The sequence below is a fragment of the Tenacibaculum sp. AWR4_210 genome (assembly GCF_056160945.1).
Genome location: NZ_JBSWYF010000002.1, coordinates 230,603 through 253,461, shown reverse-complemented (window position 1 = coordinate 253,461; position 22,859 = coordinate 230,603). Strand labels below are relative to the sequence as shown.

General features: G+C 41.1%; 19 protein-coding genes. 5 read left to right on the top strand and 14 right to left on the bottom strand.

The features are described 5' to 3' along the window. The first annotated feature begins 16 nt into the window (after nucleotides 1-16). Nucleotides 17-2,035 carry a transglutaminase family protein gene (locus ACXAG7_RS04415; RefSeq protein ID WP_476666086.1) on the top strand — a complete coding sequence of 673 codons (2,019 nt, stop codon included), beginning with the start codon at nucleotides 17-19 and terminating at the stop codon, nucleotides 2,033-2,035. A 79-nt stretch (nucleotides 2,036-2,114) separates the two neighbouring features. Here the strand turns inward: ACXAG7_RS04415 and ACXAG7_RS04410 are convergent, their stop codons facing one another. The 5 genes from ACXAG7_RS04410 to ACXAG7_RS04390 form a co-directional block, all read right to left on the bottom strand. Then, the gene (locus ACXAG7_RS04410; protein ID WP_476666085.1) at nucleotides 2,115-2,984 is read right to left on the bottom strand and encodes an acyl-CoA thioesterase; all 870 of its coding nucleotides are present in this window, start codon (nucleotides 2,982-2,984) and stop codon (nucleotides 2,115-2,117) included. 11 nt (nucleotides 2,985-2,995) lie between these two features. Further along, complete coding sequence (locus ACXAG7_RS04405; RefSeq protein ID WP_476666084.1) at nucleotides 2,996-4,198, bottom strand: GNAT family N-acetyltransferase; 1,203 nt, start codon at nucleotides 4,196-4,198, stop codon at nucleotides 2,996-2,998. A gap of 60 nt (nucleotides 4,199-4,258) precedes the next feature. Then, nucleotides 4,259-5,215 (bottom strand): hypothetical protein, encoded by a 957-nt coding sequence (locus ACXAG7_RS04400; RefSeq protein WP_408041970.1) that lies wholly within the window; start codon nucleotides 5,213-5,215, stop codon nucleotides 4,259-4,261. A gap of 142 nt (nucleotides 5,216-5,357) precedes the next feature. After that, nucleotides 5,358-8,171 (bottom strand): leucine--tRNA ligase, encoded by a 2,814-nt coding sequence (leuS, locus tag ACXAG7_RS04395; RefSeq protein WP_408041969.1) that lies wholly within the window; start codon nucleotides 8,169-8,171, stop codon nucleotides 5,358-5,360. A gap of 213 nt (nucleotides 8,172-8,384) precedes the next feature. Further along, nucleotides 8,385-9,149, bottom strand: a complete 765-nt coding sequence (locus ACXAG7_RS04390) for a hypothetical protein (RefSeq protein WP_476666083.1) — start codon at nucleotides 9,147-9,149, stop codon at nucleotides 8,385-8,387. 198 nt (nucleotides 9,150-9,347) lie between these two features. Between ACXAG7_RS04390 and ACXAG7_RS04385 the strand changes: the two genes are divergently transcribed. The 4 genes from ACXAG7_RS04385 to ACXAG7_RS04370 all read left to right on the top strand — a co-directional run bounded on the left by ACXAG7_RS04385 (nucleotide 9,348) and on the right by ACXAG7_RS04370 (nucleotide 12,338). Further along, nucleotides 9,348-10,358, top strand: a complete 1,011-nt coding sequence (locus tag ACXAG7_RS04385; protein WP_476666082.1) for an SAM-dependent methyltransferase — start codon at nucleotides 9,348-9,350, stop codon at nucleotides 10,356-10,358. 67 nt (nucleotides 10,359-10,425) lie between these two features. Further along, a complete protein-coding gene (locus tag ACXAG7_RS04380; protein WP_408041966.1) occupies nucleotides 10,426-11,058 on the top strand; it encodes a Crp/Fnr family transcriptional regulator in 633 nt (210 codons plus the stop codon). Between the two features lie 91 nt (nucleotides 11,059-11,149). After that, entirely contained in the window at nucleotides 11,150-11,596 is a 447-nt protein-coding gene (locus tag ACXAG7_RS04375) for a YybH family protein (RefSeq protein ID WP_476666081.1), read from the top strand. Continuing rightward, entirely contained in the window at nucleotides 11,562-12,338 is a 777-nt protein-coding gene (locus tag ACXAG7_RS04370) for an alpha/beta fold hydrolase (RefSeq protein ID WP_476666080.1), read from the top strand. The genes ACXAG7_RS04375 and ACXAG7_RS04370 overlap by 35 nt, the downstream gene beginning before the upstream one ends. A 50-nt stretch (nucleotides 12,339-12,388) precedes the next feature. On the opposite strand, the gene ACXAG7_RS04365 is transcribed toward ACXAG7_RS04370, so the two are convergent. From ACXAG7_RS04365 to tyrS, 9 genes are all read right to left on the bottom strand, one after another. Then, complete coding sequence (locus ACXAG7_RS04365) at nucleotides 12,389-12,931, bottom strand: DUF2911 domain-containing protein (RefSeq protein ID WP_408041963.1); 543 nt, start codon at nucleotides 12,929-12,931, stop codon at nucleotides 12,389-12,391. A 97-nt stretch (nucleotides 12,932-13,028) separates the two neighbouring features. Beyond that, nucleotides 13,029-14,294 (bottom strand): PepSY-associated TM helix domain-containing protein, encoded by a 1,266-nt coding sequence (locus ACXAG7_RS04360; RefSeq protein WP_476666079.1) that lies wholly within the window; start codon nucleotides 14,292-14,294, stop codon nucleotides 13,029-13,031. 11 nt (nucleotides 14,295-14,305) lie between these two features. After that, entirely contained in the window at nucleotides 14,306-16,642 is a 2,337-nt protein-coding gene (locus tag ACXAG7_RS04355; RefSeq protein WP_476666078.1) for a TonB-dependent receptor, read from the bottom strand. Nucleotides 16,643-16,651: 9 nt separating this feature from the next. Continuing rightward, nucleotides 16,652-17,647, bottom strand: coding sequence for a transporter family protein (locus ACXAG7_RS04350; protein WP_408041960.1), 996 nt, complete (start codon nucleotides 17,645-17,647; stop codon nucleotides 16,652-16,654). Further along, a complete protein-coding gene (locus tag ACXAG7_RS04345) occupies nucleotides 17,610-18,650 on the bottom strand; it encodes a cytochrome-c peroxidase (protein ID WP_476666077.1) in 1,041 nt (346 codons plus the stop codon). Before ACXAG7_RS04345 ends, ACXAG7_RS04350 begins: the two co-directional genes overlap by 38 nt. Nucleotides 18,651-18,710: 60 nt before the next feature. Then, nucleotides 18,711-19,505 carry an MbnP family protein gene (locus ACXAG7_RS04340; protein ID WP_408041958.1) on the bottom strand — a complete coding sequence of 265 codons (795 nt, stop codon included), beginning with the start codon at nucleotides 19,503-19,505 and terminating at the stop codon, nucleotides 18,711-18,713. 88 nt (nucleotides 19,506-19,593) lie between these two features. Further along, entirely contained in the window at nucleotides 19,594-20,640 is a 1,047-nt protein-coding gene (locus ACXAG7_RS04335; protein WP_476666076.1) for a transporter family protein, read from the bottom strand. An 89-nt stretch (nucleotides 20,641-20,729) separates the two neighbouring features. Continuing rightward, nucleotides 20,730-21,095 (bottom strand): hypothetical protein, encoded by a 366-nt coding sequence (locus ACXAG7_RS04330; protein WP_476666075.1) that lies wholly within the window; start codon nucleotides 21,093-21,095, stop codon nucleotides 20,730-20,732. A gap of 442 nt (nucleotides 21,096-21,537) precedes the next feature. Continuing rightward, nucleotides 21,538-22,842 (bottom strand): tyrosine--tRNA ligase, encoded by a 1,305-nt coding sequence (tyrS, locus tag ACXAG7_RS04325; protein ID WP_476666074.1) that lies wholly within the window; start codon nucleotides 22,840-22,842, stop codon nucleotides 21,538-21,540. Nucleotides 22,843-22,859 lie beyond the last annotated feature (17 nt).

The following is a 22,859-nucleotide window of genomic DNA, read 5'->3' as shown; positions in this document are numbered from 1 at the left end:
ACTAAACATAAAAATTATGAAAAAACTAGCATTATTAGTATGTATGTTTATATCTGTCACGGCTATGAGTCAAGATATAAGCTTCGGAAAAGTTTCGGAAGCGGAACTTAAAGCAACGCAGCACGCCCTTGATTCCACGGCAGATGCAGCTTACCTCTTTAAAAAGAGACGCACCTATTTTGACTTCAATACCAATGACGGATTTAACGTCGTTACCGAATATCACAGCCGTATTAAAATTTACACCAAAGAAGGCTTTGACTACGCCACACGCCACATCAGCTACCGCGATCCTAAAAAAGGAGACCGCGAAAAAGTTACGGACCTAAAAGCCTATACGTTTAACCTCGTAGATGGTGAAATAAAGCGTACCAAAGTATCGAGAAAGGACATTTTTGAAGAGAGAATTAGCAAATATGCCAGTCAAAAAAAGATCACCTTTCCTGAAATTAAAGAAGGTTCCGTAATCGATATCAAATACAAAATTATTTCTCCTCGTTGGATTATCGAAACCTTAAACTTTCAATACGGTATCCCCGTTGACCAATTAGACTATAAAGTAACTATTCCTGAATACTTTTTATTCAACCAACGCGCCAAAGGATACTATACCATCAATCCTGTAAAATCTATTTCCAGAGGAACCATCAGTTGGAATACGAAAACCAGAAATCACGGTCAATTTTCGGTAAGCACTCAATTTTCTAGGGAGAGTGTTTCGTTTAACAAAAACATTTTAGAGTACAAACAAACCAATATTCCTGCATTAAAAGACAACGAGCCTTTTGTCGGAAATATTAATAATTACCGCGGAGGAATGCAATTTGAATTGGCAGGAACGAGATTCCCAAATTCGCGTTTTAGAGATTTTGCTGTGACCTGGGGTGATATTTGTAAACGCATCTACAAATCGGAGGATTTTGGTGGTCAACTCGAAAAAACGCGCTACTTTAAAAAGGACTTAGCACAAATTGTAGCCGAAGCAAAAACCGATTCTGAAAAAATTGCCAGTATCTACTATTTTGTACAATCAAAAATGACTTGGAATGAATACTTCGGGAAATTCACTGACGAAGGTGTGAAACGCGCCTATGCTGATGGAAAAGGAAACGTAGCTGAAATCAATTTGATTTTGACAGCGATGTTACGAAGTGCAGGACTTAATGCCAATCCAGTATTGGTAAGTACACGTGCTAACGGAGTACCTTTGTTCCCTACTTATAAAGGGTTCAACTACGTGGTTACCAAAGTGAATTTAGGAAACAGCTACGTACTACTCGATGCTTCTGACAAGTTTTCAACTCCGAATATATTACCTGCACGTGCATTGAACTGGAACGGGCGTGAAATTACTCCTAACGGAACTTCTAATTGGGTAGCTATGGTACCGCGACGTCCTTCAAAAGAAACCTATACGTTACAGTTAAAAATTGCTGACGATTACAGTGTTCAGGGAATGATGCGCAAGTCACTCAGCAATCACTATGCAATGTATTACAGAAATGTAAACCACAACAAAAAAGAGGAAGACATCATAGGAAAGATCGAAGAAAAATACGGTATCGAAATCGAAGACTTCAAGCTTACGAACCTCAAAAAACTAGGAAAAAACATCACTTATACCATCAAGTTTGACATCGACGAAGCTGTAGAGGTAATCAATGACAAAGCCTATATCAATCCGATGGTCTTTTTAGCGAGAAAAGAAAACGTATTTAAAGCGAAAGAGCGCAGCTATCCAATCGATTTTGTAATGCCTTGGGAAGATAAATTCACGGTGTCAATTAGTATTCCTGAAGGATATACAGTAGCTGAGTTACCAAAACCACTCGCTATTGGGTTACCAGAAAAAATGGGGCTTTTCAAGTACCAGGTTACCCAGCAAGGAAACAAAATTAAGCTCATTGCCATACATAAAAACAACAAGAGTATTATTGGTCCTGAGTACTACGAAACTCTTAAGGAATTCTACAAGCAAATCGTGGCAAAACAACAAGAAAAAATTGTATTGGTAAAAGCAGCCGCTGCTAAGTAATACAAACCTCATCAACGAAACCAAAAAAGCTCGGAAATTCCGAGCTTTTTTTGGTTTTATATGCTGTAATACTAGTGCCTTACTGTTTTCGCATAGGGCGCATGAGTCCCTCTTGAGCAACCGAAGCCACTAATTCTCCTGTACGCGTGTAAATATTACCGCAGGCGAATCCTCTGGCCCCGTATGAGTTTGGACTTTCGATAGAGAAGAGCATCCAATCGTCAAAGTCAAAATCGCGATAAAACCACATGGAATGGTCCAAGCTGGCCATCTGAGTATTTCCGAAATGGGCTTGACTCGCATTTGGATACAGACAAGCCGTTAAAATATTATAATCGGAAATATAGGTCAGTACTTGTTGCTTGATAGCAAGCGGAATATCGGTAACAGGTTCCTTTAACTTAAACCACACATCAACCACCGGTGGCAAATCTTCCTTATCAAAAGGATTTACTACCTGCACTGGTTTAAAATCTATGGGGCGCTCAATACTCAAAAAATCTTTCATTTTTTGCGGTAAAAAGTCTCCAAACTGATCTAGCATATCCGTCCAGCTAAACAGCTCTTCAGGCTGCTTTAGCTCCCGTTTCATAGGCATTTGATGTTCGTAACCTTCCTCCTGTTTGTGAAAAGAACAGGCTAAAATAAAAATGGTTTTATCCTCTTGATGTGCGGTAACACGCCTCGTTGAAAAGCTTCCGCCATCGCGAATGGTTTGTACGTTGTAGGTTATCGGAATATCCAAGCGTCCAGCCTCTAAAAAATAGGCGTGTAACGAATGCAAGCTACGCTCTTCTGGGGCCGTTCGGTAAGCGGCGTTTAACGATTGTGCCAGCACTTGTCCTCCAAACACATTCGGACTTCCAATGTCCTTACTAACTCCTATAAAATTGCCTTCTCCGGCAGCTTCCAAGGTTAGTAAATTCAGTAATTCTTCAGTATTTCTCATGAGTCTTGTCGTTATTTCTTCGGAACAACGGCCTTAAACGGATGTTTTTGCACAAAGGCTGTCGGCTCAATTTTCCGGAGAAATAAGCTTAGTATTTTGTTAGGTATTGTTTTTTTGTGTCGTAAATAAATAGTCATATCTCGGGGTTCCGCTCCAACGGAACTCTTGATTTCACTGGCCGTTCTGCCCAAGACCAAATAACGAGCTTTGTGCGCGATGGCCATCGAAATATAATCGTAGAGCATGCGCTGATACACCGCATAGGTTCTGTTTACCTCATAATCGATACCTACGAAATGCGCATCGACAGAATCATCGGTTATCATCCCCGAAGCAAAGCCTACCAATTGCGATTCCTGCCAATAGGCGTTTACAAAATAGCGATTCCCCAAATTGTTAAGCAAGTGCACATAGGCTCCCAAACTGAAGTCTCCTAAATTAAAACTGGCATTCGATGCCACACTTTTGTACAACTGGGTTAACTGGGGCTCCAATGCTTCCATACGTGCCGCTGTAAGCGCTTCTACACGCAGTGTTGCACTCTTTTCCAATGCTTTCTTGGCTTTTACTCGGAACTTTGTTCGCATGGCAGCCAGATAGTCATCAAAATCTTGCCAGTCGGGACGCAAGGTCATCACCATGTTCGGATCTACCTGAAACGAATAAAAGCCCTCATCTTCCAAATCGTCTGTACTCGACAAGGTTTCTTCTGCAAAGTCTTTTACCATAAAGGCATCCACTTCACTTTTTAAATTGGGCACCGTTTCAACGAAGTGTAACAGGCCGGCAACACTTTGGTTAATAACCGTTTTTTTATCCTGGTCTGGGCGGATGTAAATTCCGTGTTCTCCGCTTACAAAAGTATTACCACAGGTCAGTATTTTAAAAGGTTTTTCAGGTGATAAGAGCCCTGCCTTACGACCGATACACCGCAGCCAATGAAACAGGGATTCCATGGTTTCCTGCACGCTGTCCAAATAAAAATCTACCAATTGAATAATTGCCAACCCAATGGCTTTAGAGTGTTGATCTAACAACACCATATACGAAAACTGAATATTCTCGTGATTGAGTTCTAGAGCGCTTAAGTAGCCCGGACTAAAATACAAGTGATTGCAGCAATCCAACTCGTTAAATACCTGCTTAGGAATGTCATCGACCTTCCCGTAATACGAAACTTGGGGTGCATTTTTATTGCAAAAAAATAAGTTCACAGAGAATTTTTATGGTTATCTGAGTGTAAATTACGAAAAAGTTACAAATATACCAGTCTCTTACTGTACTCCAGCATTCCAAACAGGAAGCTTTAAAGCCTGTGCTATTTTCACCATATCACTCAAAATAAACATTTTATCACCGTGATTGAGTAAGTTATGACGCTGTCCTTCACGCGTCACGAGATTCACCTCATAGCTGTAATAGCTACCCGATTTGTTTCCTTGAACAAATTTTTCGAGTACTTGCAGGGCGTATAATTCGCTAAAGTTAAGCTTTATACCATCTACGATAAGCAATCGCCTGTTGCGATGTATATGTGCTTTAGAACCGAACGTAACGATTAAAAAGCCTCCAACGAGCATAAAAACTCCTCCAGAAGTAAAAAACATCTTCCCGAGCTCCATAAAGCCTAACGAAGTAGTAGAAAATTCATAGTGCTCAACGATGCTCCAACCCAAGTAATTCAGACCTACTAAGAAAAAGGCCCAAGCCATAAACTTCATATAGGGACTGGAACTAATTTTAAATCCATATCGGGTTTCTTTCAAGTGTTCACTCATAAAATTACTCCCTGAATTCGCAACGGGCTCCCAAGAAATTCCCTGTCCGATGGCATCACTGGTAAAATCGCCGAAATCAAAACTAATTTGTCGATTTTTAGAAGACGACTTTTTGCGCTTTACCCAATAACTCGATCCAAACATACCTACAAACATCACTGCGAGTACCGCCAGCATACCTCCTGTCTTATACCCTGTATACCTACGTTTGTCCAATCCGCGTTTCCTAATTGGCAATCCAGTTTCCAAGCGCGAAATCGTATTACGCACACGCATCGAAGGATTTTGGACTTGCTGTAGCGAATCTAACTCGCGTACTTGTGCATGGTAGGTTTGTTCGTCTTTTACATAGTTGTCATACATACCACGAAACTGTGGGAAGGCAACAAAAATCACCATTCCAATAGGAATAATTAAAAAAAACCAGGAATTCTTTAAGGATACTTTGTTCATAGATCAATTTAAAAGAACAATATTAAGAATTTTTTAGTTGTTATTAAATTAACCTGTGTTAATAAGCCTACGTATTAAGGCATAAAAAAACCGATCAAACAGCTGTTTAATCGGTTGTATACATTTTTAAAAATCGCGCTTCTTAGCCAACGATATTGATAATCTTTCCTGGAACAATAATTACTTTTTTCGGGGTACGCCCTTGTAATTGTTGTTGGGTTTTTTCGTGAGCCATCACCGTTTTCTCGATGTCTTCTTTACTCATATCCAACGGCAAGTTTAATTTAAAACGCATTTTACCATTGAAAGAAATTGGATATTCTTTTTCTGACTCTACCAAATGCTTTCCATCAAATACAGGGAATGCTTCAGTAGCAATAGAAGCATCGTGCCCGAGCTGACTCCACAATTCTTCAGCAATATGTGGCGCATACGGTGAAATCAATACTAACAAAGGCTCCAATACTTCACGGCTTGTACAAGCTTGCGCTGTCAATTCGTTCACCGCAATCATAAAAGTAGACACAGAGGTATTGAATGAGAAGTTTTCGATATCTTCCTGTACCTTTTTAATCGTTTTGTGTAACGTTTTTAAGTTGTCTTTGGTCGCAGCTGCCTCTGTTACCTTAACGCCATCTTCACCGATATACAACTTCCACAATTTTTTCAAGAACGAATACACTCCTGAAATTCCTGAAGTCTTCCAAGGCTTAAACTGCTCTAGAGGTCCTAAGAACATTTCGAACAAACGCAGACTATCCGCTCCGTACTCGGCACAAATATCATCTGGGTTTACAACGTTGTACCAGCGTTTCGACATTTTCTCTACTTCGCGACCTACGAGGTACTTTCCGTCTTCCAAAACAAACTCAGCATCGGCAAATTGAGGTTGCCATTGCTTTAATGCTTCTGTATCCAATTCATCAGAGGCATTGATCAACTTTACATCTACGCGAAGTTCTTCTGTTTCATACTGGTCTTTTAGACCTGCAGACACGTAGGTATTCGATCCAGATACGCGGTATACAATCGCAGAAGTTCCCAAAATCATCCCTTGGTTAATCAACTTCTTTGCAAACTCATCTACAGGTAAAAATCCTCTGTCGAATAAGAACTTTTGCCAAAAACGCGCGTACAATAAGTGACCGGTAGCATGCTCTGACCCTCCGATATACAAATCTACTTCACGCCAGTAATCCGCAGCCTCCTTACTTACGAATTCCCCGTCATTGGTAGCATCCATATAACGGTTAAAATACCATGAGCTTCCCGCCCATCCTGGCATGGTATTCAGCTCGAGTGGGAAAACAGTTTCGTTGTCAACCAACGCGTTCGCCACCACTTTATTCGCTGTAGTATCCCAAGCCCAAACGTCAGCATTTCCTAACGGTGGTTTCCCATCTTCGGTAGGTAAATACTTCTCTACTTCCGGAAGTACGATTGGCAAATGCTCAGCGGCAATCATTTGTGGCATCCCTTCTTTGTAGTACACTGGGAAAGGTTCCCCCCAATAACGTTGACGGCTAAACACCGCATCGCGCAAACGGTAATTTATTTTTCCGTAACCGAAACCGCGCTGCTCCATTTCGTAAATTACGGTTTTCATCGCTTTCTTATACGGCAATCCGTTTAAGAAATCTGAATTTGCGATGACTGTTTTTTCTTTATCTGCAAATGCCTCTTCACTGATATCTACTCCTTCAAAAATATTTGGAATTTCCAATCCGAAGTGCTTGGCAAAATCGTAATCGCGCTGATCACCACAAGGTACTGCCATAACAGCTCCTGTACCGTAGCTTGCCAACACGTAGTCACCAATCCAAATTTGAATTTTTTCTCCTGTAAATGGATGGATTGCATACCCTCCTGTAAACACTCCTGAAATGGTCTTTACATCTGCCAATCGATCGCGTTCAGAACGTTTTGCAGTAGCTTCTATATAGGCCTCCACAGCTTCTTTTTGTTCCTCAGTAGTGATTTTTGCCACTAACTCGTGCTCCGGAGCCAACGTCATAAAACTCACTCCGTAAATCGTATCAGGACGCGTTGTAAACACGTCGATATTGGCATCGTGGTCCGCAACTTTAAAGCTCACCATAGCTCCTTGTGATCGTCCAATCCAGTTGGTTTGACTGTCTTTTAACGGCTGTGGCCAATCAATTGTCGCCAATCCGTCTAACAAGCGCTGTGCATAAGCAGTAATACGCATCGACCACTGGGTCATTTTTTTACGTACTACCGGATGTCCTCCGCGTTCAGAAACACCATTGACAATTTCATCATTCGCTAAAACGGTTCCCAATTCAGGACACCAGTTTACCTCGGTATCCGACAAAAAGGTCAATCGGTATTGCAAGAGAATTTCACTTTGCTTCGCCGCGTCGAACTGCTTCCATTCTTCAGCAGTAAACAACGGAGTATCTTCATCACAAACAGCGTTCACCTCAGTAGTTCCTGAAGTTTCGAACAACGCAATCAACGTATCGATAGCCTCTGCTTTATCGGTAGCTTTGTTGTACCACGAATTAAACAACTGGGTAAAAATCCACTGTGTCCATTTGTAATACGACGGATTTGACGTACGCACTTCGCGTGACCAGTCAAAAGAGAATCCTATTTTATCTAACTGACTGCGGTAAGTAGCAATATTGGTTTCGGTAGTAATGGCAGGGTGCTGTCCTGTTTGGATAGCATACTGCTCCGCCGGTAAACCAAAGCTATCATACCCTTGTGGATGCAATACATTAAATCCTTGATGGCGTTTGTAACGCGCATAGATATCACTCGCAATATACCCTAATGGATGCCCAACGTGTAATCCTGCACCCGAAGGGTAAGGAAACATATCCAGCACGTAATACTTAGGTTTATCCGATTGATTACTCGCTTTAAAAGTTTGGTTACTCGCCCAATACTCTTGCCACTTTTTTTCTATTTCTTGGTGATTGTATTGCATTTTCGTGTTTTTACTGGTGTACTCGTTTTTGTGGCTAAACAAAAACGAACGACCGTTATTTTAAGGCTGCAAATTTACATTTATTGTTCTGAAACTAAAAGTTTCACCCGAGTTAAATTAACTCATTAAAAAAGAGCTCCTTTAAAAAGGAGCTCTCATAATTTATGTGTTCGTTTGGGATACGTTTACATTGAATAATTTACCGTCGGTAGGCTAAGGAATTGTGACCGCAAAGCGTGACCCGTAATCATCAACTACTCTACAAACCAGACCATTTTTACCAGAAGTTGCAAACATCACTGTATACTTGCGCAATGAGTGAGGCTTGTAAAACTCCAAGATATACATGGCAGGAGTATACGAATAATCGGTTACTTCTTCCAGTCCGTCTCCAAAATCAAAGAATACCTTTGAATCGGTAATGTGCAAGAGCTCTTCTCCTTCACGAGGGAAGTCCATTTCTTTGTAAGTACCGATAAAAGTTTTCATAGGAACTGGGTTAAAGTGACTAGAACCCGTAACTGCAAATTCTTTTCCTTGTTCGTAGATAGAACCTGAAAAAGTTACTAAACGTCCTCGTTCGTAATTTCTAGTGAAATTTAAACGTACTAAGTTGCCAATGATTAAATCTTCACCATTGAAACTCGTAATGTCTTGGAAAGAGAATTCCCGCGACTTTTTTCCATCCATTGAATATGCCACGGTAACCACCGGTATGTGAACGCGGAAGGCTCTCCCTTTGACAACAATGTTTAAACGATAGCGAATAGTATTGATAGATAAAAAGGCATCCCCGTTTGGCCTGTTCATTTTGTAATACCCCGTGAGGGAAATGAGTGGGACGGTATCAATGTATTCTTCAAATAGCAAATTGTCGACACTGCGTTGCGACAAATTTTCCAACTGAGCAATCTTCTTTTCAAGCTCATTTTGTAAGATAGCTAATTTTTCATTCGGGGGAGTGAGTACATCTATCATGAGTAATAAGGTTTTTTGTTCCTTTTAAAAATAGCTAATTATTTTTATTCACAACAAGAAAAACACCCTAAAAGTCAATATTTTAACCACAAAACAACGAATTCTAACCATCGGTTAAATTTTTGTCTCTTTCCCATTTTTTTTTAGTATTTTTATGTGCTTGGGTCATTTTTTAGCTTAAACCCTGCAATTTTGCCTATGAAAACCACCAGTACTGCGCCATCTACCCTAAAATTACACCTCAAAACTGCTGTTTCAAAATTGTTAGCCATGGAACTCGACGCTCCTGAACTGCCAAAAGTAGTCCAACAAATTCACAGTATTTTTCAAGAGGCCTCACAAATCACTGGCTTTGATCAGAAACTAGAGTACCTCGCCGCTGTACCTACGACTAAAGGAAAAGCACTTGGGCTTAATCACGCTGCCCAATGTTTACTGGACTACCATCGTACCCACCTGTTTTTAAAAGGCATGTACCAGAGCATCATCCAACTCCTGGCAAAACAAAAGAGCCCAGTTCACGTGTGCTATGCTGGCTGTGGGCCCTACGCTCCTTTTATGAACCTCATCGCCGTGTTATTTACTCCAGAAGAAGTGCAGTTTACACTCTTAGAGATTAATGAGCACTCCCTAAAAGCGGCTCAAAACACTAGCATTGCTTTCGAACACCAGGCCTATGTACGAGCGTATTTTTGCGCGGATGCAACCTCGTTTAGCCTCCCAGAGGCCACGAGCTACCATTTGCTCTTTAGCGAAACTCTCGATGCCCTGCTCTACCGCGAGTGCTACGTTCCCATTTTAGCCAACTTACTGCGACAATTACCTGAAAATACTACCGTGATCCCTCACAACGTAACCTTGCAATTGTCAAAAGCTAAAACCTCATTACAAGAAGGGGGACTTGATGAACAACCCCTCAATGAGCTGTTCAACACGCGCGAATTGCTCAAAAAACACCAATATGAACTTCCAGCTGTTATTGCACTACAAACCATTCCGCTGCAAACACTTTCTCCTACTGAATACCCCTTTTTAATCGTAGACACCTGCGTACACGTTACTGAAAACTTGCAGCTCAAAAGAGGGAGCTCATCCCTTAGCTTAGCCTTAGAACTACAACTAGCTCCTGAAAACAAACAACAACGTTTGCAATTTCAGTATGTGTTAAGCCCTGAAATAGAATTGCAATGCCACTTCCTACCCGAATAAAATTTATGAAAAGCACTCGCAATTAACGTGCAGACTTGCCTATTTTTGTGGCATCAAACAAATTTTTATGACTGTTTACGAAGAACTCTTCAAAGCCCTCAAACTTCACGAACCCGAACTACAAGAAGCCATAAAAACCCACAGTGAGCTGCAAACAATTCCTAAAAACAGCTATATCATTGAGCAAGGAAAATACATCAAATGGTTAGCCATCGTCCTCAAAGGAAAAGTTCGCGTTTGGCAAGAAAACGAAGATCGTCAGATATTGGTGTATTACGTACATCCAATTGATACTTGCGTGCTATCGCTCTCCGCAGCTTTTCAAAACAGTACCAGTATCGTTCATGCAAAAGCCGAAGAAGAAACCACCCTGCTTAAAATTCCCGTGCGACTCCTTTCCGATTGGAACTTTAGCTATAAGTCGTGGAATAATTTCACTACCGCCACTTTTATCGATAGCTACGACCACCTGTTAAACGCCTATAAAAATTTAGCCTTCCACAAAGTCGATCAGCGAATTTTAGACTATCTCAAAACCAGTAGTGAGGAAAATGCTTCGAAACACATTGCTATATCACACAGTCAACTAGCAAAAGAAATCGGCACAACTCGAGAGGTGGTATCTAAAGTTCTCAAGCAACTGGAAGCCTCGGGAAAGGTAAAATTAGACTTTAAAAAAATACAACTCCTCCACCACTAAGAGCAAGAAAAATCGCTACCTGTACCTTTTGTTACAGGTTTACTCAAAGCCGCTGAGATACTTTTGTCACATCAATTAAAATCAACAAGAGATGTACAAAATTTATCGTTTTACTTTCGTCCTATTTTTTAGTCTACTGCTAACCAACTGCACAGACACTGAACAAACCGTCCGCAATGAGGTGCGTGAAGCTAGCAAAACTTGGATTCAACATTTTAACCAAGGAAATACCCATGCCATTGCCGATGCCTATACCTCAGACGCCCTGATGGTAGCCCTTCCCTTTGGAGAATACAAGGGACGCACTGCCATTAGTGGTTTTTGGACTCCCTTTGTGCAATCCGGTGCTTCCGATTTGCAGTATTCCAACATCAATATTAAAGTTATCGACAATGACAAAGCTATCTTATCGGCCTCGTGGCGTATGAATGTTGGTGAAGGTATAATTACCAATGAAACTTGGATTCGCAAAGGCACAACATGGAAATTAATTGAAGATCACTTTGAAGTTACTAAGCAATATCAAAAAAATAATTAAGAACAACATACAACCCTATACCATGAAAAATACCTACCTACTCGTGCATTCAGCCTGGCTAGGAGCCTGGCAATGGGAAGCCGTAGCTAAGCTACTCACCAACCAAGGACACACCGTACTTACTCCTGATTTACCAGGACACGGTGCCGACACCACTCCGGCAAATGAGATTGGAATGGAGCATTATATCGACACCCTTGGACAAATCCTCCTCAAACAAGAACACCCAGTAATTCTCGTTGGTCATAGCTTTAACGGCATCACTATTAGTCAAATCGCAGAACTCTATCCTCGTCGCGTACAAAGCTTGGTGTACATCGCGGGATTTTTGTTGCCCAACGGAGCTTCCTTCCTAAAGGCAGTGCAAGGAGTTACCCATTCAAAAGCTGTTACTCACTTTTCACTCTCTGCCGACGGAACAGAAGCTTATGTTGCCGATAGTGAACTTCAAAATGCCTTTGCACACGACATCCCTGCTTCCGTTTTTAACGCAGCGAAAAAGTATATAGTACCTGAACCGGCAGCACCGCTTCAATACGAACTCCGCCTAAGCGATGAAAATTTTGGCAGTATTCCAAAATACTACATCGAGTGCACCGATGATCAGGCCTTGCCCATTGATATACAGCGCGCCATGTATCAAAACAAGGTTCGTAAAGTATATAGCCTGGCAACTAGTCATACCCCTAACTTTTCGGCACCTGAAGAACTCGCTACTATTTTATCAAAAATCGAAGCATAAAAAAAAGCAAGAGTCGTTTGACTCTTGCTTTTTTTTATTGTGATTACTTCTTAGCCTTTTATCGGCAACGAAACAATTGATTTACCCCATCCGAGGTACATGGTAAACTCTTCATCTTCTCCGTCAAAAACAATCGAAAAAGCCTCCAATGACTTTTTTGACTTGCGGACTTTTGCTTGTACGCGCACCACGTCTTCTTTCTGCTTGTAAAAATACGCTCCCCACACATTCAATGAGGTATTGAGTACGATGGTCCATTCTTTCTTTCCAGGAATGGTAAACATGCTATAGGTACCCGCTTTCACTTCTTTTCCGCCAAAAATGACATCTTGATAAAAGGTTATTTCCGCGGCCTCATTAGCTCCAGTTCTCCAAACTTTTCCTTCGGGAGCAAGTTTTGATAACTTTCTGTTTTTTAATTGTGGCCTACTATAAATTACTTTTACTTTCTTGTTGGAATTTCGATAACTTTCCGGATAGGTGGCTGCATCCATAGGACTTTTATCTAAACCAGGAAACTTTTGGGCCGTCGCTTCTTTCGAAAAAACGAGGCTTACAACAGTGATGAACACTGCTAAAATTGAATTTTTCATGATAAAAATATTAGTTATTCTAAAGGTTTGGTCTTCAAAATTAAGCATCCTTACGTTGCTGAACACAACTTTAACACTTGAATGTTTACCCACACTATCACAAGGAACGTACCAAAGTTGTTTCTCCAGCTTTGGTCTTTCGCTTTCTTAAAACATCGACGATAAAGAGCAATACGATACTCGCTCCGAACAACGGCAACAAACAACCGAGAACTAGCAGCAGCACTACAAAGCCAACTCCTACCTTAAATTTTTTAGGTTGTTTAGGAACTCCGAGTTTTTTAGTAGGCTTGCGTTTGAGATACGATACAATAGCTCCTACCGACATCAAGGTAAGAAATATCGCCACCCCTTGCATTAGCCACCAATTCCATGCGCCAAATTGACCTTGATGAAAAGCCATTACCCACATTCTACCTCGCATAAGCACTCCGACATCACTCCAGGCATACTCTTGAATTAAAGCCCCTGAATACTGATCAAAATGCAGCATTTTTTGCTCCGAAAGCGGAAAGGTTTTGTTGGACACACTGAAGGAACTTTTGGTCCCCTTAGGCAGGCCTACACTTACCGTCCCCGGTAATCCTTGTGCTTTGGCAATAGCGACCATGGCATCTAAGGTCAAGGGTTTGTCTTGTACTATCGAAGTCAATCCGCGACCATTCCATCCTTTTGGATAGCCGGTATCTGTCCATTTCTGTACTTTTTTAAACCCCGCTCCAAATACGTCTGTCCACGGCAGCCCTCCTGCCAAGGTCAGCAACAATAAACCGCTCATCCAAAAGCCTATAACCGCATGAATATCGCGAAAGAAGATCCGTTTTCCCTGACGCCAACGAATGGTAAACACCCCTTGAACACCGCGTTCAAAAGGCCACCAAATATAGAGTCCTGACAAAATTAACACAACCATCCAACAAGCTACCAACTCCACGAGTTTGGTTCCTACTTTACCTCCTAATAACTCTCCATGAAGCTTACGCACGGTGTACATCCATGAATCTTTAGGGCTAAAAGTCGCCAAAACCGCTCCCGTAACAGGATGTATATATACGGTTGTTTTATGACTAAACCTCCCCGCAGTAAACTGCGTACTTTCCGAGAGTTTTTCAGGTATTTGAAATTGACTCAAAGGCTTTTTCAACACTCCTTTCGCACGGTTCCACTGCTCCTGATACGTCAATCGTTGGGCTTCATCGGTAAGCCCTAGCTCACGCCAAGGTTCTGTTTTGGTTTCCACAACTTTAGGATGGAACAAATACAGTCCTCCTGTGATTGCTAAAACCAATACAAAAGGCAAAGAAACCATGCCCGCTATGAAGTGCCACCTCCATAGCCAAGCATGTAGTTTTCTATTTTTCATCTCAAGATTGCTTAGAAATTATATCGGATTCCAACGTGAAAAGCTCTTGGGTTTCCAATACTGTAGGTATTTTGTTTACTCCAAGTACTGTAAGAAGCCCTTACTGCATATAGGGTATCGAACAAATTCAATGCTTCTCCCCACAACTCCACATTCTTGTAACGGTAAGAAGCCTTAAAATTAACTACCTGATGACCTTTGTAAGTAGCTGTTCCAGGCGTAGTTGTACCAGTGAGTACCGCCTGTCCTTCAAAACTCGTATTGTAACTTCCTACCTGCTCGTGTTCAAGGGTTAACAACAAATCCTCTATCGGAGTATAAGCGATACTAGCCATCGCTAAGTACTTAGGAGCTGTGGGCATCGTCGTATTTGAAAAATCCTTATTATTATCCACAAAAGAACGGTATCTGTGCGTTGCATAACTTCCGCTATAACGCAGGCGTACTGAAGGCAACACTTTATAATCTACTCCAAACTCCACCCCTTTTGAACGCGTTTTCCCCGCATTTCTTTGAATGAAATTCCCTTTGTCATCTCGCATAGAAATAAGGCGATCAACACCGTCTAACTGATACACCGCCGCATCTAACTTTAATCCGTACGAACTCATCCAAAAAGCCCCGATTTCATAATTGTGAAAAGTAGCAGGCTGCAAACTAAACGCGGTTCCCGTTTTGTTCTTCCCATTTCTAAACAAGGTTCCTACTTGTGGTGGTGTAAATCCTTTTGAGTAATTTGAATACACCCCTAAGCCCTTACCTACATCGACAGAAATTCCAAATTTTGGAGCAAAATTCGAGTAGCTCACGCTCGTGTCTTCTACTCCTGAGTTCCCTTTGTCTAAATTTTCATAGTCATAGGTAAAACTATCATAACGCAGTGCTCCCGTCAGTTTCAATCCTGGTAAGGGAGTCATTTCTACCTGAGCATACCCAGCGTGATTGTAAATATCTGCTCTATACTTCATAATATAGTTCCACGGCTGTAGGCTGTACCCGGTATTGGTTCCGGTAGTAGCATCAACGGATACGGCTATTTTCTCGGCCTGATATTCTTGTGGAGAATAGTCCGTTGTCGCACCGATAATTACGCGAGTGTTCGCAAAATCCCAGTCCATCTTATGCTGGATTAACCCTACATAACTCTTAAAAGAATTCGAGTTAATTTCTCCGCTTCCCGTCCCGTTTAACACACCGCTAGTTCTGTTTTGACGAATGCGATACGAAGGAATCTGGTTCATTTGATTATCTCTGTAAATAAAATGAAATGATGTTTTGTGATCATTATCCCAACGCTGCACTAACGACGACCTAAATCGGCCGGCGATGGCTTCGCGTTCAGTAAAGGTTTGATTGCTTTGGTAATCTCCGTCGGTGTAGTTCTTTTCAGAAATAGATCCTGACATATCCGAGCGGTAATTGATGTAATTTATACTGTTCGTCCAACGCAGGTTCTCGGTAAAATCAGTTACGACCTTAAAAGTCACCGCTGTTTTCTCGTAATTAGAATGCCCAACAGGTCCGTTAATACGTCGTACGTGATGTGCCCCTACGTATACTCCAACCGTATCTTGCAAGGTGGTCGATGCCTCTAAGTCTATTCGGCGAAGTCCCATACTATTTCCTTGCACTCCTACAAAGCCCGATAGTTCCTTACTTGGATTTTTGGTGATAAAATTAAAACTCCCTCCTATAGCCTCGCTTCCATAGATACTTGAGGCAGGCCCTTTCACCACTTCCAATCGTTGAAAAGCTGTACTATTCATTTCCAACAAAGCATTGTGATTAAACACCGCTACTGGGCGAATAGGAATACCGTCTTCTAAATACAAAAACAGTGATTTGGTAGAAATTGGTGATCGAGTAGCCATAAAATGCTGTTCATTACTCGCTGCCTTAGACGTGCTCATAAATACACCTGGTACCTGATTAACCAATTGTTCAATACCAAAGGCTTTGGTATTTTCGATATCTTGAGCCGTTAACACCCCAATAGCAGCGGGTACTTCCTTTCGTTGCTGACGTTCTCTACTCGCTGATACGATTACCTCATCTAGGTTTTCTGAACTAACTTGTAACACCACTTCGGTAAAAGGGGCCTTTAATTGTACGCGTTGCGTTCGATAACCGACACTCGATATTTGAACGATACCGGAGTTCAAGCGAATACTAAATACTCCTGCCGCATCACTCATTGTTCCTTTCGAAGTATCTTCAAGAGCAACTACTGTGGCCCCCACCAACGGTTGTTGATCCTGTCCTAAAACGCGTGCTTTAAACACTGTTTGTGCGCTAGCCATTAACACATTACAAAGTAATGCAACCCACACTAATACTAAATTTCTCATTTTGATTTCTTATAAATTGTAATTGATATACACAGAAGTTCGGTGTTTTACCTCCACAAATCCCTGTGCTAAATTTTGTGCTATTGGATACATGGCTAACACCCCTAAGGTTAGCCTTTTTGCCGTATACTCCGCACCGATCGTAGTAAACAATGCCTGTCCTGAAGTATTCTTTACCGGAATACCGAACACCTTATTTTCCTGGTAAAATTCACCAGAAACACTCAGTGATGGCACCAAGACATTTTTTGTATTGTCTTTAAAAACGTAAAAAAAAGTACTGTTGAAATTGAACTGATTTCCAAATCGATACTTATTCGCATTACTGCCTTTCGCATAATAGGTAACTACATTTGACAGCCCCCAAGAATTTCGTTTAAACAAATACTGCAGGTTTCCTATAAAATCAGTACTTCCGGTTCCTAACTGAAAACTAGGGTTTAAAGTATTGTCTATAGTTTCATTGTATTTTCCTGTAGGCAATTTAACGCCTGCTCCGACTTTTAAAAGGTGGTAACCACTGTCAATTTTATCGGTAGCACGGTCATAACCAGCCGTTCTCTTTTCCCACAAGGTATAATTCGCCAAAAGTGAAATATCACCTATTCCACGAATGTGTAATTCTTTGGTGGTGTATTGTCTGTTATGCTCGTGCCAAGGCACAAAAAGCTGTACTTCTAAAACATTACTAATCACCGGAATGCGCGACCAAAGCTGTAAGGTGTTAAAAGCCTCATCAACTGTTGGTGAATTGTCAAAAATCCCCGTCTTTGATTCGTACTTTTGATACAAATAGCGCAATCCAACGAACTGTGTATCTAAAATTGCGCCCATACCTAAGCTCCCCCCATTATTACTACAACCACAGGCATCACAGTCGTCTAAAAAGGATGTATAACTGGGTGGAAAAGGGTTTTTGGCCATGAGCGTACTGCTGATGGCTCCTATGACAAGAGCGAGTTGCCACTTACTCTGCAAACCTTTTATCTTTAATAAACTCTTCATCTGTTAGTGTTTTTAAAAATGCAATAACATCTTGTTTTTCTTGAGTAGTCATCGAAATCCCTACAGTACCATCAGGTCTTTTGAGTTGTTCATCTATGGTTGCCGAAGTGACCATTCCATCGGTATAAAAATTCAATACACTTTCCAATGAGCCAAAACGACCGTCGTGCATATACGGAGCTGTCAATGCCACATTGCGCAAACTGGGAACCTTAAATTTGTACCTGTCTTCAGGGACTAAGGTTACGGTCATTCTTCCTAAATCGTCAACGGCAGGATCCACTGGCAAACCGTTGTTTCGAAAGCTGTCATCGGTGAACAAATCCGTAGCATGACAAGAACTACACTTAGATTTAAACACTGTAAAACCTCTTGACTCTTCAGCTGTTAAAGTGACGTTTTCTTCTTTCCGAACGTACTTGTCGTACTTAGCATTCGCCGACACCATCATTAACATAAATTGCGACATTGCCTTAAAGGTATTGTCAGCATTTACACGGCCATCTTTAAAAGCTTCTGCAAACATTTTCTGGTAGGTTGCATCGGCAGCCAATTTCTTTAATACGTTCCCCACAGTTTCATCCATCTCCACTGGGTTTGTCAGCGGAATTATCGGGAACATATCTAAATGAAAGGCCGCGCCATCCCATGAAAATTGTTTTTGAAAAGCTAAATTTTGAATGGGCTGCGAATTTCGTTTCCCACTGCGGTTATCGACTCCGTGACTCAAAGGATGTCCGTGGTGCGTAAATGCAAACTTCTGCTGATGACAAAAGGCACAAGAAACAACACCATCCGAGGCGAGTTTCCCATCGTAAAACAACTTCTTCCCGAGGTCAAATCCGGCTTTCGTAATCGGATTGGAAGCCAAATCATAATGAGGTTCCGGAAAATTACTAGGCTTTTCAAACACGGGGTCCACGGCCACATAAGGCGCTTCTTCCTGCTTTGCACAGCTCATAAAAACTGTGACTAAAACCATGGCTACTACACTTTTTTTCATATCGTATTGCATTAAAATGCCAGCCTTTCCTCACTCAGAAAAGCCAGCATCTAATTAGAACTAATGATGTCCCGCGTGATGTACGTGGTGCACCGTAAACATTTCTTTATTATTGTCTGCAATTTCAGAAGCTTTATCACCTCCCATAATAGTAGCGCCCTCAGCCAATTTAATCTTGTGAGTTCCGCCTAACATTTTTTCAGCATCTACCTTGATGTGAATTTGAGGCGATGAATTAGCGCTTACCACAGCTTGATCCATGTTTAGAGTTACCTCTTTGTACAAATCAACACTAGTACCTCTACTAGCAATGTGCAACATATACGGCTTTTTAGTAGCCTGTGAGCTCGCTTGGTAATCTCCTTCCAACACTACAAACTTGTACCCTGCCTGCCAACTCCAGGTTAAGCTATACTGCTCTGCCAAAGTCCAAAAATCTTGCTGCACTGCCTGTCCTTGTTTAAATCGCTCTTGATCAACACCGATACCAAATTTTATTTTCACGTATTTTCCGGCAGGAACACCTTCTAAATCGACCGCTACTTTTTTTGTTTTCCCAGCTCCTCCTTCACTGATAATGAAATAGCTCTTATCCTTGTTAAACACGAATTCTTTACCTTGTTCATCGATTAAAACAAAATTACTCACGATATAGTCAAATGCATTGACCGTTAAGAATTCACCGTTTGAATTTTGGTAACGGCTACTTCCCAACAACAGTTTGTCATTTTTAAAACCGTTGTCAAAGGCGATACTTACTTTGTTTGTCCCTTTTAACTGTTCTGCCGGAAGTTCGTCATCACTACAGGCTATAAAGCTCATTACGGCGAGCACACCGAGTATAAATTTTTTCATGTTTTCGTTATTTTTTGAGCGTAGCATTCCCCGCAACCCTAGATCTAAGGCTGTCAATAAAGCTGCTACGCATTTGTAATTAAGTTTTTTACAAAGAGTACTGCAGTCCTATGACAAAACTTTCTTTTTGTTTAAGTTGTACTCCTGTTACAAATTGATACACCGGATACACATATTCAGCTCCCAATCTCAGATTCTTTAAATTGCCTTTAAAAGCATACAAATTAAAACCCAATGCAGTGTTTACTAATTTTCGCCCTGAATTTGCAACATCAGCCGTGGTAACCATCATTGGATTCAAGTTTGCATTTCGACCGATGATACCCGTAGTTACCTGCCCTTCTACACGAGCAGACACACTTAACCAAGGTGTCGTTTTCACAGCAAACCAAGAATTCAATTGATAGGCATTTCCCATTCGATACCCGTAGGTATTTGTTCCAAATCGGTAGGTCCCTTTTAGTTGAGTTCCCCAAGAATAATGGGTAGCCTGCCCCAAATAGGTCAATCCTAAATCCGCATCGTAGGTTCCACTTCCCAATTGCATCGGATAGGGCAACTGTAGTTGCTTACCGCCCGACATTGGGGTTGCTGCTTTGGCCTCCAAGCTTCCTGTCGGAATGGATAGATTTACCAAGGCGTGTAACGATTGCTTATTACTGTTCAGAAGCTTGTATAGGAATCCTAATTTAACGTCACTTAATCCTGATGATGCCGTTGAAAAGGTTCGCGTCATCCCTGTAGGCATGCGCATTTGCAAATCCATATCGTTTTGCAAATAATTAAACATCGCCATCAGTGTGATTTTATCCGTTGGAGCGTACATCACTCCTAACATATGCATGTTCATCGGCATTTTTAATGGCGTTACCATATAACCTGCCTGATGCCCCTGCAAATTGCTAATTGCGGCATCTCCGCGGTACAGCCCTTCCATGTTCATAAACATAAAGCGGTACGACACCATGAACTCCCCTTTGTGGTGGTAATGGTCTCCCATTACTGAAATAGGAGCATGTCCGTCCGGACGAGCTGATGTCCAAGATTCTGTGTGTTGTTTACTGTGGTCTTGCGCATTGATTTGTTGGCACAGGAGCACAAGCAATCCTGCGAATATAGTTCTTGCGAATTTCATTTTAATCGTATTAATTTTAAACAGCATAGCCGAAGAAGCCCTCATATATTATGACGGTTCTGGTTTGAGAGTACTAAGTATGTATAAAATTAAACTGCGGGTGGGTGAAATACCTCCTGAAGATATTGATAGGTGTATTGATCTTGATACGTATCGTCAATTGTTACAGTACGCGGTGAAGCCAACAAAGATTCTATGCTCATAATAGAAACGAATCCGATAGGATACTCTTCCATCGATACGCGCAACGCTTGGTAATCGTCTTCTTGTTGTTTCTCCAGTTTTTTCATAAGCTGACATTTACCGTTACAGCTCATTTCTGGCTTATCTTTATTGATACACAACACCTTGGCTATATAATCGTAATTAATAGCGTACTCCACAAAAGGAGTAATCGGTCGCAACATGGCGATCAGGTATAACGCTACTAAAAAGTATACAGTTGTTGGCTTCAACAATTCTAAGTTTTATAAAGGACTACAAAGATACCACCTCCCGATTTTATGGGCAACAAAATAAGTTTTAAATTTAATTTTAATTTGTTCTAAATAAAAAACTTATATTTGCAGCGGAATTTGAAGAGATGATATGTTAGTTTTTTATACTGAAACCCAAAAAGTTACTCAAGTTGTCCCTATGCAAGCAAAGGCCAGCGCCTGTTCAACCGCATGTAGTAGCAACTGTATAAAACCGAAAAACAAGTGCTGTAATAAGTACTTAAAGAAAGGGATAAACTGCAAACGTTGCCCCTTAACTTTTGACCTAAAAGCCGTGTCGTAATTCTTTGCGAAATGGACAACCTCATAGAGAAGTTCGGCTGAACTCCGAACCGATAAAACTAAAAAAGGCATCACTTCTGTGATGCCTTTTTTATGTGTATTCAATGCTATCCGCGCATTATTCCACGGTTAGCAAATAGTAATTCTTCTTACCTTTCTGTAACAACACGTATTTTCCGGCAATTAAATCACCTTCTGAAATTGTAAAACTCTCGTTTACTTTTTCTTTGTTAACAGAAATTGAGTTTTCCTTTAAAGCTCTTCTAGCTTCACCATTTGACTTTAAAAAGTTGGTTTTGGCAGCCAGTGCTCCAATCATATCCAACCCTTCAGCAACGTCTTCTTTGGCTACTGTTGCTTGCGGTACTCCTGCAAATACGTCTAAAAATGTCTGTTCGTCTAATCCTTTTAAATCGTCAGCTGTCGACTTTCCAAACAGGATATTTGATGCTGCAATTGCTTGTGCTAGCTCTTCTTTCGAGTGTACAAAAGTAGTAACCTCTTCTGCCAAACGCTTTTGCAAAACACGTTGATGCGGAGCTTCTTTGTGCTCTGCTATCAAGGCATCAATAGTTTCTTTATCTAGGAACGTGAAAATTTTAATGTATTTCTCCGCATCTTCATCACTGGTATTCATCCAAAACTGGTAAAACTTGTACACAGAGGTCTTGTCGGCATCTAACCAAACATTACCTCCCTCAGATTTTCCAAATTTTGAACCGTCTGCCTTTGTAATTAACGGACAGGTAGCAGCATAGGCTTTTACCTCTTCTCCTACATTCATTCTGCGCACGAGTTCTGTACCGGTAGTAATATTACCCCATTGGTCTGAACCTCCCATTTGCAACAAGCAATTGTGTGTTTTATGCAAATGATAAAAATCGTAGCCCTGGATTAACTGATACGTAAACTCGGTAAAACTCATACCTCCACCAGACTCACCAGAAATGCGCTTTTTTACAGAATCTTTGGCCATCATATAATTTACCGTGATTCGTTTACCTACATCACGTGCAAAATCAATAAATGAAAAATCTTTCATCCAATCGTAGTTATTTACCAAAATTGGAGAGTTCTCTGCACCGTTGTCGAAATTTAAGAAACGCCCTAAGGTACGTTTAATTCCGGCAACATTTTTTGCAAGTGCTTCTTCATTTAACAAATTACGCTCATCCGATTTTCCAGATGGGTCCCCAATCATTCCTGTGGCACCTCCTACAAGAGCAATCGGCTTGTGGCCTGCTTTTTCTATATGCACCAATAAAATAATTGGTACCAAACTACCAATGTGTAATGAATCCGACGTCGGGTCAAAGCCAATATACGCTGCGGTCATTTCTTTTTGCAATTGGTCTTCTGTTCCTGGCATAATATCGTGAATCATACCACGCCAACGTAGTTCTTCTACTAGATTCTTGGTCATATCATTATATTTTAAAG